General features: G+C 39.0%; 10 protein-coding genes and 1 pseudogene. 9 read left to right on the forward strand and 2 right to left on the reverse strand.

The window, feature by feature from the left end:
- The first annotated feature begins 13 nt into the window (after positions 1-13).
- Both JCM9152_RS07400 and JCM9152_RS07405 read left to right on the forward strand, forming a co-directional pair.
- Complete coding sequence (locus JCM9152_RS07400; RefSeq protein WP_035342730.1) at positions 14-1,429, forward strand: family 43 glycosylhydrolase; 1,416 nt, start codon at positions 14-16, stop codon at positions 1,427-1,429.
- A gap of 877 nt (positions 1,430-2,306) precedes the next feature.
- Positions 2,307-3,419, forward strand: a complete 1,113-nt coding sequence (locus JCM9152_RS07405; protein WP_035342933.1) for a PQQ-dependent sugar dehydrogenase — start codon at positions 2,307-2,309, stop codon at positions 3,417-3,419.
- A gap of 14 nt (positions 3,420-3,433) precedes the next feature.
- Here the strand turns inward: JCM9152_RS07405 and JCM9152_RS23855 are convergent, their stop codons facing one another.
- Together JCM9152_RS23855 and JCM9152_RS07415 are read right to left on the reverse strand one after the other, a co-directional pair.
- Complete coding sequence (locus tag JCM9152_RS23855) at positions 3,434-3,934, reverse strand: CBO0543 family protein (RefSeq protein WP_052015713.1); 501 nt, start codon at positions 3,932-3,934, stop codon at positions 3,434-3,436.
- 136 nt (positions 3,935-4,070) lie between these two features.
- A complete protein-coding gene (locus tag JCM9152_RS07415) occupies positions 4,071-4,652 on the reverse strand; it encodes a DUF421 domain-containing protein (protein ID WP_035342732.1) in 582 nt (193 codons plus the stop codon).
- 216 nt (positions 4,653-4,868) lie between these two features.
- Here JCM9152_RS07415 and JCM9152_RS07420 point away from each other — a divergent pair, with 216 nt between their 5' ends.
- The 7 genes and pseudogenes from JCM9152_RS07420 to bglH all read left to right on the forward strand — a co-directional run bounded on the left by JCM9152_RS07420 (position 4,869) and on the right by bglH (position 15,638).
- Complete coding sequence (locus JCM9152_RS07420) at positions 4,869-5,792, forward strand: glycoside hydrolase family 43 protein (protein ID WP_035342734.1); 924 nt, start codon at positions 4,869-4,871, stop codon at positions 5,790-5,792.
- A gap of 251 nt (positions 5,793-6,043) precedes the next feature.
- Positions 6,044-8,028: pseudogene (locus tag JCM9152_RS07425) on the forward strand (beta-galactosidase).
- A gap of 25 nt (positions 8,029-8,053) precedes the next feature.
- A complete protein-coding gene (bglB, locus tag JCM9152_RS07430) occupies positions 8,054-9,136 on the forward strand; it encodes a beta-galactosidase BglB (RefSeq protein WP_035342736.1) in 1,083 nt (360 codons plus the stop codon).
- 546 nt (positions 9,137-9,682) lie between these two features.
- The gene (gene licT, locus JCM9152_RS07435; RefSeq protein WP_035342738.1) at positions 9,683-10,540 is read left to right on the forward strand and encodes a BglG family transcription antiterminator LicT; all 858 of its coding nucleotides are present in this window, start codon (positions 9,683-9,685) and stop codon (positions 10,538-10,540) included.
- A gap of 208 nt (positions 10,541-10,748) precedes the next feature.
- Positions 10,749-12,662 carry a beta-glucoside-specific PTS transporter subunit IIABC gene (locus JCM9152_RS07440; protein ID WP_035342740.1) on the forward strand — a complete coding sequence of 638 codons (1,914 nt, stop codon included), beginning with the start codon at positions 10,749-10,751 and terminating at the stop codon, positions 12,660-12,662.
- Between the two features lie 103 nt (positions 12,663-12,765).
- Positions 12,766-14,211, forward strand: a complete 1,446-nt coding sequence (gene ascB, locus JCM9152_RS07445) for a 6-phospho-beta-glucosidase (protein WP_173402064.1) — start codon at positions 12,766-12,768, stop codon at positions 14,209-14,211.
- A 17-nt stretch (positions 14,212-14,228) separates the two neighbouring features.
- Positions 14,229-15,638: an aryl-phospho-beta-d-glucosidase gene (gene bglH / locus JCM9152_RS07450; protein WP_035342742.1), complete on the forward strand. Its 1,410-nt coding sequence runs from the start codon at positions 14,229-14,231 to the stop codon at positions 15,636-15,638.
- Positions 15,639-15,657: the final 19 nt, after the last annotated feature.

The following is a 15,657-nucleotide window of genomic DNA, read 5'->3' on the forward strand; positions in this document are numbered from 1 at the left end:
ATGAGGTGTTTAAATGAGAAAGCAAGGATTTAATCCTTATCTTCCATCATGGGAATACATTCCTGATGGTGAACCTTATGTATTTAATGACAGAGTCTATGTATATGGGTCGCATGATCGGTTTAATGGACATGCCTATTGTTTAAATGATTACGTATGCTGGTCTGCACCAATTGAGGATTTAGCTGATTGGCGCTATGAAGGGGTCATATATAAAAAAACAGATGATCCCCTAAATCCTGACGGGAGAATGTGTCTTTATGCCCCTGATGTTACTGTAGGAACAGACGGAAGGTATTATTTATACTATGTGCTTGATAAGGTGCCAGTTGTATCTGTAGCAGTTTGTGACACACCCGCAGGGAAGTACGAATTTTATGGATATGTGCATGATTCAGATGGAGTGCGTCTAGGGGAAAGAGAGGGAGATGAGCCGCAATTTGATCCCGGTGTATTGACTGAAGGAGATAAAACATACCTATATACTGGATTTTGTGCAGTAGGTGATAAATCAAGAAGTGGGGCTATGGCAACGGTTCTTGGTCCGGATATGCTAACGATTTTGGAGGAACCAGTATTTGTTATGCCAAGTGAGCCATATAGTTCTGGAAGTAGCTTTGAGCAGCATGAATTTTTTGAAGCACCTTCTATACGGAAGAAGGGAGATACTTATTATCTCATCTATTCCTCTATCGTTATGCATGAATTGTGTTACGCCACTAGTAAGCATCCGACGAAAGGCTTTGTCTATCAAGGTGTGATCGTGAGTAATAATGATCTGCATATTGATACGTATAAGCCAGCAGATCAACCGATGTTTTATGGAGGTAATAATCACGGAAGTATAATTCCTATTAATGACAAATGGTATATTTTCTATCATAGACATACAAATGGGTCCAACTTTAGTCGTCAAGGCTGTATCGAGCCAATTGAAATTTTAAGTGATGGTACAATTCCTCAAGTAGAAATGACATCATGTGGTTCTAATTCTGGCCCACTGATCGGTAGAGGAGAATATCCAGCATACATTGCATGTAATCTCTTCTGTCGTGATGAGGAAAAGTATACAGGTGATCTATGGATGAATAGCCAATTTCCGAAAATAACCCAGGATGGAAAAGATGGCGATGAAGAAATCGGGTATATCGCTAATATGACTGATTCTGCAACAGCAGGATTTAAATATTTTGATTGCCAAGGAGTCAACAAAGTCAAGCTCAAGGTTAGAGGTTATTGTAATGGTACATTTGAAGTGAAAACATCATGGAATGGTGAAGCGCTTGGAAGTATACCTGTTCAATTTACAAATGTATGGACTGAATACTCTTCTGATATAGCTGTTCCAGACGGTATACAAGCAATATATATTACTTACAGAGGAAGTGGAAGAGCTAGTCTTGCTTCTTTTACACTTGAATGTGAGTGAGAAGTTGAGAGCGTTTTCCCCCTTCATTATGAATTTTCGCAGCGAAGAGTTAAAATGTGTCATTAACACTCTTAAGAGCAAGATATATAACAGGAAAGTCCTAGTAGAGAAGGGCTTTCTTATTTTTTATATAATCGGAATTTATAAGTCGTTTCCAAGAGGAATCTCTCCGGTGGACAGCGAAGGGATAGATGGAGACGTGACGTGGTCATAGATAGGTCATGTGCTTGTATATTTATGCTACGTTGTTTTCTTTCATTAGGGGCAGGAGGATTCCTTATTGTTGTGCTCTTTCACGCTCTGAGAAGGGAAAGAACAGAGTACGATGACGAGGCAGGTGACCTCGTGCGATATGTGTGATCCTCGTTCCTCTATTCACTCTGTATGTCCCTTTTTACTGTTGTTACGGTCTCCTCATGCCTCTATTACGGGTTTTATTCCTTCTTTTGTCCTTGTTTAGCTCAAATAGTGGAATAAGGATTCCTTTTTCTTCTCAGGAAGCTGGATTTCCTAATTTAAAGGCAGGAGGATTCCTTTTTTTGTTCGCTTTTGATGTTCTCTCCAGTGGACAGAGAAAGGAAGGGGAGGTCGAATCGCTGCCCTCACTTTCATGAAAAAAGTAAAGCGTTATCACGTCTCAGCGCAACGCGACGCTATCGCGTTTTTTCTGTGAAAATAAAAATCGGTGTATGCTTTAACCCTGGGGGATGAGTAGAGAATCATAAATGTTTCTTATTTTTTTATGTTTCTTTTATTTTAATAGTTTCGTTTTATTGTATAGAGGGTAATAGAAAGTATTGACTATTATTTAAAATACAAGGAAAAGTCGATATAAATGGTTGTCAGTGAAATTAATAAAGAAAGGGAAGGAGCAAAAATGAAAAAATATTTCGTTATACCTTTGTTCAGTATCCTTTTCCTATTAGGATGTTTTGCAAATGATCAACCGAACATGAAGTCGGAAGAGAGCAAACCAGTCAATGGAGGAGAAATCGCTGTAGAAGATGAAGAAGAGAGTCAAACAGTTAATGGATATGAAATCATTGCAGAGGATTTAGATATACCTTGGGCAATTGAAAAGTCTGAAAATACGATTTACTTGTCTGAGAGGCCTGGGAATATTGTCAAAGTAGAGGATGGAGAAACAGAAGCACAATCTGTTCATCTGGAAAAGGAATTAGCTACAGCGGCTGAAGCAGGGTTGCTAGGAGTAGTGTTGGATCCACAATTCCTGGAAACGCAATTGGCTTATGCTTATTATACGTATGAAGATGAGGATGGTCAGTTTAATCGTGTTGTTACCCTTCGTTTAGAAGATAACGTATGGCAAGAAGAAAGTGTCCTTCTTGACCATATTCCGAGCGGAAATGTTCATCATGGTGGGAGAATCAAAATCGGACCTGATGAAAAGCTCTATGTAGCAACAGGTGATGCGGCCGAGCCTCAAATCGCTCAAGATCGTGATTCACTAGGTGGGAAAATATTAAGAATGAACTTAGATGGCTCCATTCCCGACGATAATCCCTTTCCGAATTCATATGTCTATAGCTACGGACATCGTAATCCCCAAGGGTTAACATGGTCATCAAATGGGACAATGTATTCAAGTGAGCACGGACAAACAGCAAATGATGAAATCAATGAAATTAAGTCAGGGCAAAATTATGGCTGGCCAATAATTGAAGGACGTGAAGAAAAGGAGGAGATGCTGTCTCCTCTTTTCACATCAGGAAGTGAAGAAACATGGGCACCTTCAGGTATGGACTATTATGACGGGAAGCTATATGTTGCGACATTACGAGGGGAAGCTGTATTGGAATTTGATCTTGAAACAGGTGAACAGAGAGAAGTGATTAGTGATATTGGCAGAGTGCGTGATGTGTATGTTAATGGTAATTCTCTCTATTTTATAAGCAACAATACAGACGGAAGAGGAGAACCTGATGAGAATGATGACCGTTTATATCGGATTTGGCTAAAATACTATTAGTAAAAATAATCATGTTACATGCTAAAGGGATTACGTTTTGTTTTAAAAAACCATTGATAATACACTCTAGATAAATAAAAAGTGAAGGTTAATGAAATGAAAGTATAGTACCATTTCCAATTTGTATACTTAATAAGTAATGTGAACCTTTCAAATAATAGTTCGATTCCTGTCATTGAAGCTGAGTATAGAATGTGGTAAAGCAACTTAATAGATAAACTTTTTGTTATTGGATAGTACAAATTGAAAATGATACAAATGCTAGGAAAGACAAAATACTCAAATGTAAAGCTAGTAGCGTTAGCTCTTTTAAATAATCGTTTCGGATATTGTATAAGCTTGAATTCGACAACGATTAACCCGAATAACCACGTTAAAAGCTGCTTGAACAGATATATCATGCTTGCTTGTCTTATTTTATTGCGAGGTACAAATTTAAATAAACTTATAATGGTTATGACCCAAACAATGACTAAAAGGGTGTAGTTTATGGAATTGGATTGAATTTTTTTCATAGGAACTCCTTTGTTAAACCATTATCATCTCACTTTACTATAAGGTGTCCAAAATGAAAAAGGAGTATTCTCGTTTGCGAGCTAAATTGAATGTGTTCGTTTTAACTTAGGAACTGTTGCAGAGAATAGTTGGATGTTACTTTAACTCATCAGGATTTGGGATAGCATGATTTCGGTTTTTAATCTCATAGAAAAGGCTACCATCTACATCGGGCGATTGGTTTTGTAGTTGGACTGTTCCTCCCATCAACTTTTTAAATTCTCCGACAGTTAAAGGTTTTGAATCAGGAAAGAGCTCATACCCCAGTTGTCCATTTGGTTCAATCGTGGCATTTTTTATATCAGAAATATTAGAAATTCTTTGCTGACGTATTTGCATTTCTAATTTATCTATTGTGAGTCGGATCTTCATTAAATTTTGTAAATGAATTTGGCCGTCCTCAATAATGGAGATAGCTTTGCCAGTAAATAATTTCTCAAGAGAATTAAACTTCATTTGTAGATATTCAATGAAAACTAATATGCTTATAAATATGGCGATCGTGATCATTGTTTTGATAACACTATCTTCTATAATCGGTTGAACAATAATGGCGCCAATTGAAATCATGACAATCGTTGTTGTTATCGTCATTTGTGCAATTGATTTACGACCTGAAACTCTTAGTAGCAGAAATCCGGTGAAAATCATGACAATGGATTCCCAAATAAAATTCATGAAATATCACTATCCTTTAAGCTTTTTTTTATGTAGTATTTACTTATTTTCATTAAATGATGTGTATGTTGCATGAGTTAAAGAAAAGATGAAGCTACATTTTAAAAAACCTTTAACAATACAATCCAGTATTAAAACCCTAATCTTGTTTAACCATCTAAATAATGATAACGTTTTAATAGAGTTAACCAACCAAATGTATTGGAGGGGTTTTGTATGACACATGGATGGAAGTCTGAGTCATTTGATGCTTATTTATTTGTCCATTTTATTCATCAAGATATTGGTAGTTCTAATTCAGAGCAGGTTTATTTTTCTGTGAGTAAGGATGGTATTAAGTGGAGAACGCTGAATAATAAAAAGCCAGTTCTAACGTCTATGTTAGGGGATAAGGGTGTGAGAGATCCATTTATTATTCGTTCTCCTAAGGAAGGGAAGTTCTATATAATTGGTACTGATTTATCAATGCATTACCGTAAAGACTGGGATGAGGTACAAAGGTCAGGCAGTCAGCATATCGTCGTTTGGGAATCAAGTGATTTAATAGAGTGGTCGAAGCAACGATTGGTGAACGTTGGACCAGAAACGGCAGGGTGTGTTTGGGCGCCTGAAGCGATCTATGATAAGGAATATGATGATTTTCTCGTATTTTGGGCATCAAGAGAAAGGTTTGGAGCAGAAAAGCAACGAATCTATTATGCGAAAACGAACGATTTTAAAGAGTTTACAAAGCCCGAAATATATATTGAACGACAGAACGACGTGATTGATACGACGATTATTGAAGAAGATGGCGTGTATTATCGTTTTTCCAAAGATGAAACGGTTAAAAGTATTACAATGGAAAGATCAGATTCATTACTTGGAGAATTTCAAGAAATTGAAACGAATTTAAATCAAGTCGTTGGTGTCGAGGGACCGGCATGCTTTAAATTAAAGAACGAGGATAAATGGTGTCTCTTATTGGATCATTACGCAGTTGAGAAAAAGTATTTCCCTTACTACACAAATGATTTGAATACGGGGCAATTCACAAAAAAGGAAGAGGGGCTTGATATTCCTGTTCATTCGAAGCATGGTGGGGTTATGACGATTACTCGCGATGAATATGATGCATTAGTTAAAAAATATGGTTTGTAAATTGTTGTTTTTCAAAAGTTTTTAGAGCTTTCTTCATTAGACACGATGTATACCGTATGATACCATTTTATTGAATATTTCTTATATGAACAGTGAGATGAAACGTTGTTATACTAGCTATCTATGATTCGGAACGGTGAAATACGTACAACTTAATAGAAAAAAGTAAGCGTATTCAAAGTGATTGATAGGATAGGTCGAGAATGTGTACTCATTTGTTAAGTAAAAAAGACAAGAACGGAGTGGTGAATATGGCAAATAAGCTCTATCATGGTGCAGCTTATTATCCTGAGCTTTGGGACGAACAAGTCATAGAAGAAGATATTAAGCTTATGAAGGAAGCAGGAATTAACGTAGCGCGAATGGGGGAGTTCGCTTGGCATACGATGGAGCCAGAGGAAGGGAACATAGATATTAGCTTCTTCGTCGATATGATAAATAAGTTATATGAAAATGGAATTGAGACGGTGATGTGCACGCCAACACCTACTCCTCCGATTTGGTATACACATAATCATCCAGAACGAATGTATGTAAACGATGAGGGGAAAGTGATGGGGCATGGTTCACGTCAGCATTCATGTACGAACCATCCGTACTTTCGGAAAAAAGCGAATGAAATCACTGAGCATATTGCTAAAGCGATTGGTTCGTTACCAGGGGTTATCGGTTGGCAAATTGATAATGAATTTAAATGCCATGTGAGTGAGTGTATGTGCGAAACGTGCCGGACGTTGTGGCACCAATGGTTAGAGGAACGTTATGAGACAATTGAACAATTAAATGAAGCATGGGGGACGAAAATTTGGAGTGAGTATTATTATTCCTTCGATCAAGTGCCACAGCCAGGACCAGCTCCTTTTCTTCATAATTCTTCACTAAGTACGATGTATCGCCAGTTTTCCATGGAAAAGATTGCGGAATTCTCTGATAGTCAGGCTAATATCATTCGCCAATATTCAGATGCACCGATTACGCATAACAGTAATATTCCTTTTTCGGTTGATAATGAACGTCTATTTGAAAATCTTGACTTTGCCTCCTTTGATACATACGCGACTCAAGAGAACCGAGCTTCGTATTTAATGAATTGTGATTTATGGAGAAACTTTAAAAAAGGTCGGAATTTTTGGATTATGGAAACGAGCACGTCTTATGCTGCGTCGCTTGAAAGCTATGCGAGTCCTCATGCTAACGGTTATTTACGTGCAGAGGCTGTGGCGGCTACGCACTAGGTGGTGAGGCATTTTGTTATTGGTTATGGAGGCAGCAGCGTGCGGGTTGTGAGCAGCCTCACGGTTCGGTCATTAGTGCATGGGGGAAACCAACGATCGGCTTTCAAGCTGTTCAAGAAGTGGAAGAGATGAAAAAGCAAATAGAACCTTTCATTACTACAACCAAGCCACAGCAGGCGGAGGTCGCTATCACGTATTCAGATCAGGCGAAAGCTTTTTTCCAAACGGAGCCGTTGCAACAAATGGATTTCAGGGCATTGGTGACGAATTTTTATAATCATTTTGTGTCTTTGGGCGTTCATCGTGATGTTATTCCAGAAAAGGTTAGTTTAGAAGGGTATAAGCTATTGTTTACCCCATTTCTGCCATATATTTCAGATGACTATCGAAAGCAGGCAGTTGATTTTGTGAAAAATGGTGGAACGTGGATCATAGGACCGTTAAGTGGAGGGCGAACGAAAGAGCATACGATTCATACAATCGCCGCACTTGGTGTGCTTGAAGAAATCGCTGAAGTGGAAGCGTTGTACACATATCCTATCGATGGAACGGGTTCAATTGGGCATGCTTTTGGAGAGAGCGCGCCATTAGGATTGTGGAGTACGGTGTTTGAGTATGATGAAGAAACAGCTGTCGGTACAATTGAAGGTGGAAACTCAAATGGGAAAGCATTTATAACGGAATCAAAGGTTGGCAAAGGGAAAATCGTTCATCTTGGGTCTTTACCTGTAGGAGAAGAAGGAGACTCATTATTAAAGACGGTCATTGATCATTATGCAACAGATGTAAGGATCACTGTGCGAACAGATGTGACAAGTGGAACAGTTGTCGCTCCACGAATCGCTGACGATGGTAAGCAGTCGTGGGTGATTATTAATATGGATGGTCAAGGCGGACGTGTCACGATTCCGACAGTGGCGATTGATGCGCTGACGAAAGAGAAGGTACCAGAAGGCCGATTAGAAATTGGTGCTTATGAATACCGTGTTCTATCATTTTAAACTGTAAGAGAAAGGGTGAAAAAAGATGAATCGAGATCAAGTTGTTCAACAAATTGATTTACTCATGACGAATTTAACGACCATTCAAGATGATACAGGAGAATTTCTGCTAAACTTTGATGGGTTAGTCGTTGATGATAAGAGTTGGAAGGTGTGGAATTGGCCACAGGGCGTTGGACTTTACGGTATTTATAAATATTGGCGATTAACGAAGGATGATAAGGCACTACGCATTGTAACGGATTGGTTTCAGGATCGTTTTGAAGAAGGTGTACCTCCGAAAAATGTGAATACGATGGCGCCCCTACTTACATTAGCCCTTATATATGAAGATACGAATGATAAGGAACTAGTTCCTCATCTAGAAGAATGGGCTGAATGGGTGATGAACGATATGCCACGAACAAAGGAAGACGGGTTGCAGCATATGACGTACGGGCCAGAGAACAAAAATCAGCTTTGGGACGATACGTTAATGATGACTGTACTACCGTTGGCGAAAATCGGCATGCTTTTAAACCGTCTAGATTATATTGAAGAGGCGAAGAAGCAATTCCTCATTCATATTAAATATTTGAGCGATCGTAAAACTGGCCTTTGGTTTCACGGATGGACCTTTGAAGAGAATCATCACTATGCCGAAGCGTTATGGGCAAGAGGAAACTGCTGGATAACGATTGCGATCCCTGAAATCATTGAAATCTTAGAGCTAGAAGAAGGTGACGGCTTCAGAGCCTTTCTAATTGATACGTTAAACAGACAAGTCGAAGCATTAGCGGAACATCAGCATGAAAGTGGCTTATGGCATACACTTATTAACGATGATACGTCTTATTTAGAAGCATCCGCAACAGCGGGCTTTGCTTATGGTATTTTAAAATCAGTTCATAAAGGCTACATTGATGAGAAGTATAAAGAACTCGGCTTACAATCGGTTGAAGGACTTGTCAACGAAATCAATGAAGAAGGAGCTGTCCAAAAGGTATCAGTTGGAACGGGCATGGGCGATACCCTTGATTTTTACAAAGAAATTAAGATTACTCCAATGCCTTATGGACAATCGTTATCGGTGCTTGCACTTGCAGAGTATTTGCAGGAGTTTGAATAGAGTGATTTAAAGGCTCATAGAGGGAGTTTTTCTTAGGGCTTGTCATGACTCTATTTTTCCTTTATTTTAATTTTCTTGTCGTTACGACTCCCTTATGCCTCTATTCCGGCTTTTATGGCTCTGTTTGGACTTATTTAGCTTTAATAGCGGAACGAGGATTCCTTTTTCTGCTCGATAAGCGACGTTTTCCTAATTTAGAGGAAACAGGATTCCCTTGTTCTTTTTGATTTCTGTGACTTTACTCCTAATTCACCTTGACAATAGTCAACTAATTATGTTAAAAATAAAATGAGATCAATAAAGAAAACGATTACATTTGTGCAAATGACATAAGGATTGTTACTGTTCGGCAGGCAAAACCTAAGTTTGTATAGAGATCCTAGGGATTTCTGTATACAAATTTAGGTTTTTTTTATACCTTATCGTCCTCTTGAGCGAATAAACCTCGAAGGTGCGTTTATAATGAAATGGAAAGGGTGCGATGATGGAAAGGTCATGAGGATGTTGAGGTGTATATAGATCATTAAAGGCAAGGGGGGAACATCGTTGAAAATTAAAAAGGTACTTAATAATAATGTTGTTGTCGCGAATAATGAACACAATCAAGAGCTTGTTATTATGGGGAAGGGCCTTGCGTTTCAGAAGAAAGTGGGACAACTAGTTGAGACAGATAAAATAGAAAAGACCTTTATTTTGGAAAGTCAAGGAGTATCAGAGAAGCTAGCAACCTTGCTTCGTGATACGTCTGAAGTATATTTAAATATTTCCTCCAAAATTTTAGACTATGCGAAATCACAGCTCCCATACAAATTGGATGATTATTTGTATGTTGCCTTAACTGATCATATTAGCTTCGCCATTAGTCGTCATGAACAAGGAATTGAATTGAAAAACGCACTCTTTTGGGAAATTCGTAAATATTATAAGCTTGAATATGAAGTAGCGCAGCATGCTCTTCATATTATTGAAGAAGAAGTTGGTGTCAAGCTGACGGCTGATGAGGCCGCATCTATTGCTTTGCACTTAGTAAACAGTCAAATTTCTGGTGAAAACATGGACATGGTTGTTCAAGTGACAGAAATGGTCAACAATGTCTTAAATATTGTTAAATATCATTTCAAAATGGAACTAGATGAATCAACGATTAACTTTGAACGTTTTCTTACTCACCTTCGTTTCTTCGCGATGAGGTTTATTCGTAAAGAACGAGTAGAGGATACAGGAGACCATTTCTTATATGATCAATTAAACCGAAAATATCCGGAAGCTTTTCAGTGTAGTAAAAAGATTAAGACGTATTTAGAGAAAAGTTATAGTTGGTCGATTTCTAAAGATGAACAAACCTATTTGACGGTGCATATTCACCGCGTGACGAAGCGTCATGAATACCAACAGTCGGAATAAATTGAAAAAAATAAAATTTTGTCGAAGAAAGCGTTGACAATATACTAGCATTAATTTATAATAAAATTACAAAGTTAACAAAATATACCTAAGGAATGTTACCTTAAGTGGGCATAACCTGGTCTAGTTTAAACGCATCGTATAAATGTGTTTAAATTGGCCAGGTTTTTTCTTTGCCCTCATTTACAAAAAATAGGAGGCATGAGATATGAAATATGAACAATTAGCTAAAGACATTATTGAAAGAGTCGGCGGAAAAGCAAATGTGAAGAGTGTGGTCCATTGTATTACACGTCTTCGCTTTAAGCTCAAAGACGAAAGCAAAGCTGAAACCGAAGCTTTAAAAAATATGGATGGCGTTGTCACGGTTATGAAGAGTGGCGGACAGTACCAAGTTGTTATCGGCAACCACGTGCCTGATGTTTACAAAGCGGTTACCGAAGTCGGTGGATTCGCAAGTCAAGCACAACAGGAAGATGATGCTGAGGACGATAAAGGTGGAAGTTTATTTAATCGCTTTATTGATATTATCGCTAGTATTTTTACCCCTGTGCTCGGTGTTTTAGCAGCGACGGGTATGATAAAAGGTTTTAATGCGCTTTTCTTAGCGACAGGACTATTAACGGAAGAACAAGGAACGTATATGATTTTAGATATTATTGGTGATTCATTATTCTATTTCTTCCCGGTGTTCTTAGGTTACACAGCTATTAAGAAATTTGGAGGATCCCCATTTATTGGGATTGCGATTGGAGCATCACTCGTGTATCCAGCGATTGAAGGGATTTTAGCTAGTGAACCACAGTATGTGTTGTTTGCTGGTACAGTGTTCGAATCACCTGTACACATTACATTCTTAGGTATTCCTGTTATTCTAATGAGTTATGCAACTTCAGTTGTACCAATTATTTTAGCAGCTTACTTTGCTTCTAAAGTCGAGAAGCTTTTGAGAAAGGTTATTCCTGATGTAGTCAAAATGTTCTTAGTCCCGTTCTTTACATTGCTTATTGTTGTTCCGCTGACATTTATCATCATTGGCCCAATTGCAACGTGGGCAAGTCAGCTTTTAGGACAAGCAACGATTTTCGTATATGATTTAAGTCCGGTCATTGCTGGGATATTCATCGGTGGGTTATGGCAAGTCGTTGTTATTTTTGGTTTGCATTGGGGACTTGTACCGATTGCGATCAACAACTTAACGACAACAGGTTCGGATCCAGTATTGGCGATGATGTTTGCAACGACCTTCGCTCAAATTGGAGCAGTGTTAGGGGTTTATTTAAAGACAACGAATCAGAATTTAAAAACATTAAGCATTCCAGCCTTTATTTCAGGGATCTTTGGGGTAACAGAGCCAGCTATTTACGGGGTAACGTTACCGAAGAAAAAGCCATTTATCTTTAGCTGTATAGCTGCTGGTATTGGTGGTGCGATGATTGGTTTCTTTGGAGGTAGGGGGTATATGGTTGGTGGATTAGGTATTTTCCAAATTCCTACTTTCATCGGTCCAAATGGCTTAGATATGACCGTTTGGGGACCTGTTCTTGCGGCCATTCTAGCGTTTGTATTATCGCTTATCGCAACCTATTTATTCGGTGGTGTGAACAAAGGTGAAACACCTGTAGAAGAAAGTGATTCAGCTGATCAACAGGCTCGAGAAGTCACGGTTGAAGCAGGTACAGTTCTTAGTCCGTTTACTGGGAAAGTGATTTCTTTATCAGAAGTGGAGGATGAGGCGTTTGCTACAGAGGCACTTGGGAAAGGTGTGGCAGTCGTACCGACGGAAGGGAAGCTTGTCTCTCCAGTTTCAGGTACGGTATCTGTCTTATTCCCAACGAAACATGCAATAGGGATTACATCTGATAATGGTGCTGATATTCTTATTCATGTTGGGATGGATACGGTTCAGTTACAAGGTAAGCATTTTACAGCTCATGTGAAGCAAGGTGAGCGTGTGGAAGTAGGACAGCTGTTAACGGAATTTAATATTGAAAGAATTAAGGAAGCGGGCTTCTCCATTGCTACACCTGTTGTCATTACAAATCCTGATCAATTTGAATTGCTTACGACTGAAGAACAAGACGTGAAGCAAGGAGATCGGTTAATAGAATTGAAGAAGTAAATAAGGCGAGCTGTTTAAAAAGAGAACACATCTATTATAGAAGGGCATTGAAAAAGGTTGATTTTATCTTTTTCAATGCTCTCATAGAAAAAAGGAGTGGAGTATGTTGTCAACGTATCAATTTCCAGAAAATTTCTTATGGGGCGGTGCCATCGCTGCCAATCAAACTGAAGGTGCTCATTTAGAAGACGGAAAAGGATTAACGTCCGTCGACTTGTTACCGACAGGTAAGAAGCGTTGGGACGTGATGTTAGGGAAACTTGATCAACTAACACCGATAGAAGGTGAGTTTTATCCTTCGCATGAAGCGATTGATTTTTACCATCGCTATAAAGAGGATGTCACTCTTTTTGCCGAAATGGGATTTAAGTCATTACGTGTATCGATTGCGTGGTCTCGTATTTTTCCAAATGGAGATGATGAAACACCAAATGAGGCAGGTTTAGCTTTTTATGATGCGCTTTTCGGTGAGCTGTTGAAGCATGGTATCGAACCAGTTGTGACGATTGCTCATTTTGATGTACCTGTCCACTTAATTGAAAAATACGGAAGCTGGAGAAGCCGTCAGCTCGTTTCCTTCTTTGAAACGTATGCGAAAACCATATTTGAGCGTTATAAGGATAAAGTAACGTACTGGATGACCTTCAATGAAATTAATATGTTGCTTCATTTACCTTATGTTGGTGCTGGTCTCGTATTTGAAGAGGGTGAGGATCAAGAGCAGGTCAAATATCAAGCTGCACATCATCAATTAATAGCGAGTGCATTAGCGGTGAAGGCGGCATGGGAGATTAATCCGAAGTTTAAAGTCGGATGTATGCTAGCGGCAGGAATGACTTACCCGTATACATGTAATCCAGATGATATCGCTGAAGCGATGAATGTCGATCGAGAATCGTTCTTCTTTATTGATGTACAAGCAAGAGGAGAATATCCTGGCTATGCGAAGCGCTTCTTTAAAGAGAAGGATTTATCGATTGTGATGGAGCCAGGAGATGAAGAACTGTTAAGGGAATATACGGTTGATTATATCGGCTTTAGCTATTATGCAAGTCGGGCAACGAGTACGGATCCGAAAGTATTGGAAAATCAAACGAGTGGAAATGTCTTTGGTTCCGTATCTAACCCTTATTTAGAGAAATCTGAATGGGGCTGGACAATTGATCCGAAAGGGTTCCGGATTACGGCCAATCAATTGTATGATCGCTATCAGAAGCCCCTATTTGTCGTTGAAAATGGCCTAGGCGCGATTGATGAAGTAACGGAAATAGGTGAGATTCACGACGATTATCGAATCGACTATTTACGTCAGCATATTGAGCAAATGGGTGAAGCGATTGAAGATGGGGTCGATATCATCGGTTACACAAGCTGGGGACCAATCGATATTGTGAGTGCATCAACGGGTGAGATGAAAAAACGTTATGGCTATATTTATGTTGATAAAGATAACGATGGGCAAGGAACGTTAAATCGTACCCGAAAGAAAAGTTTCTATTGGTACAAGAAAGTCATTGAATCTAATGGACAAGATTTAGAATCGCTATAAAAAAAGGAGTGCTATCAATGAGTCAATTAGCTAAGTTTCCAGAAGGGTTTTTATGGGGAGGAGCCGTTGCAGCTAATCAGTTAGAAGGAGCGTATCAAGAGGGTGGAAAAGGCCTCTCGACTGCAGATGTATCACCAAATGGGATTATGAGTCCTCCTGATTTTTCGATGAAGGATTTCAATTTGTATCATGAAGGTATTGACTTTTACCATACGTATAAGGAGGATATTGCTCTTTTTGCTGAGTTAGGCTTTAAAGCATTCCGCTTTTCCATTGCGTGGACGCGTATTTTCCCAAATGGGGATGAGCAAACACCTAATGAACAAGGATTACAATTTTATGATAGTGTCATCGAGGAATTATTAAAGTATGGTATTGAACCGGTCATTACGATTTCACATTATGAAATGCCTGTCCACCTTGTGAAGGAATATGGTGGTTGGAAAAATAGAAAAGTCGTTACGTTTTTTGAACGTTTTGCAAAGGTGTTATTGGAACGTTATCATACGAAGGTTAAGTATTGGATGACCTTTAATGAAATCAATGTGTTGCTACATGCGCCTTTTACAGGTGGAGGGTTATTATTTGAAGACGGAAACAAGGATGAACAAGCAATCTACCAAGCGGCACATCATCAATTTGTTGCAAGTGCGCTTGCGGTGAAGGCGGGTCATGAATTAAATTCTGAGTTACAAATTGGCTGTATGATTGCTTCAATGGTGACATATCCGTATTCCTCAAAGCCTGAAGATATGTTTACTGCGTTGTCACAGGATCGAAAGACGTTGTTCTTCTCAGATGTTCAAGCACGTGGCCACTATCCAGCTTACATGAAGAGCTACTTCAAGGAAAATGGGATCGCCATTCAAATGGAGGATGGCGACCTAGATATGTTGCAGCAGCATACCGTTGATTATATTGGCTTTAGCTATTATATGTCGTTTGTTGCGAGCACGGATCCTGAGCATGTAAAGCAACAAACATCTGGCAACTTGCTTACAGGAATAAAGAATCCTTATTTGGAAGCATCTGAATGGGGCTGGCAAATTGACCCGGTTGGTTTACGTACTGTCTGTAATATGCTCTATGATCGTTATGAAAAGCCACTCTTTATTGTTGAAAATGGCTTAGGAGCAGTTGATACGGTTGAAGCGGACGGCTCGATTCAGGATGACTACCGAATCGATTATTTACAAGCTCATATTCGTGAAATGAAAAAGGCGATTGGTGATGGTGTCGATCTCATTGGTTATACGTCATGGGGGCCGATAGATTTAGTAAGTGCGTCAACAGCTGAGCTGAAGAAGCGTTACGGCTATATTTACGTCGATCGTGACAGTGAAGGTAAAGGATCGAATAAACGTATTAAAAAGAAGAGCTTCGATTGGTACAAGCATGTCATTGCGACAAATGGTGAAGACCTGTAATGAATGAATAGCTAGCTTA

This window comes from Halalkalibacter hemicellulosilyticusJCM 9152, from assembly GCF_000513115.1.
Lineage (GTDB): Bacteria > Bacillota > Bacilli > Bacillales > Bacillaceae_D > Halalkalibacter > Halalkalibacter hemicellulosilyticus.

Coding starts and splice junctions, on each gene's coding strand:
- JCM9152_RS07415 (WP_035342732.1), bottom strand. CDS start 4,652: ATGAATTTTATTTGGGAATCCATTGTCATGATTTTCACCGGATTTCTG.
- JCM9152_RS07400 (WP_035342730.1), top strand. CDS start 14: ATGAGAAAGCAAGGATTTAATCCTTATCTTCCATCATGGGAATACATT.
- JCM9152_RS07405 (WP_035342933.1), top strand. CDS start 2,307: ATGAAAAAATATTTCGTTATACCTTTGTTCAGTATCCTTTTCCTATTA.
- ascB (WP_173402064.1), top strand. CDS start 12,766: ATGTTGTCAACGTATCAATTTCCAGAAAATTTCTTATGGGGCGGTGCC.
- JCM9152_RS23855 (WP_052015713.1), bottom strand. CDS start 3,934: ATGAAAAAAATTCAATCCAATTCCATAAACTACACCCTTTTAGTCATT.
- bglH (WP_035342742.1), top strand. CDS start 14,229: ATGAGTCAATTAGCTAAGTTTCCAGAAGGGTTTTTATGGGGAGGAGCC.
- bglB (WP_035342736.1), top strand. CDS start 8,054: ATGAATCGAGATCAAGTTGTTCAACAAATTGATTTACTCATGACGAAT.
- JCM9152_RS07420 (WP_035342734.1), top strand. CDS start 4,869: ATGACACATGGATGGAAGTCTGAGTCATTTGATGCTTATTTATTTGTC.
- JCM9152_RS07440 (WP_035342740.1), top strand. CDS start 10,749: ATGAAATATGAACAATTAGCTAAAGACATTATTGAAAGAGTCGGCGGA.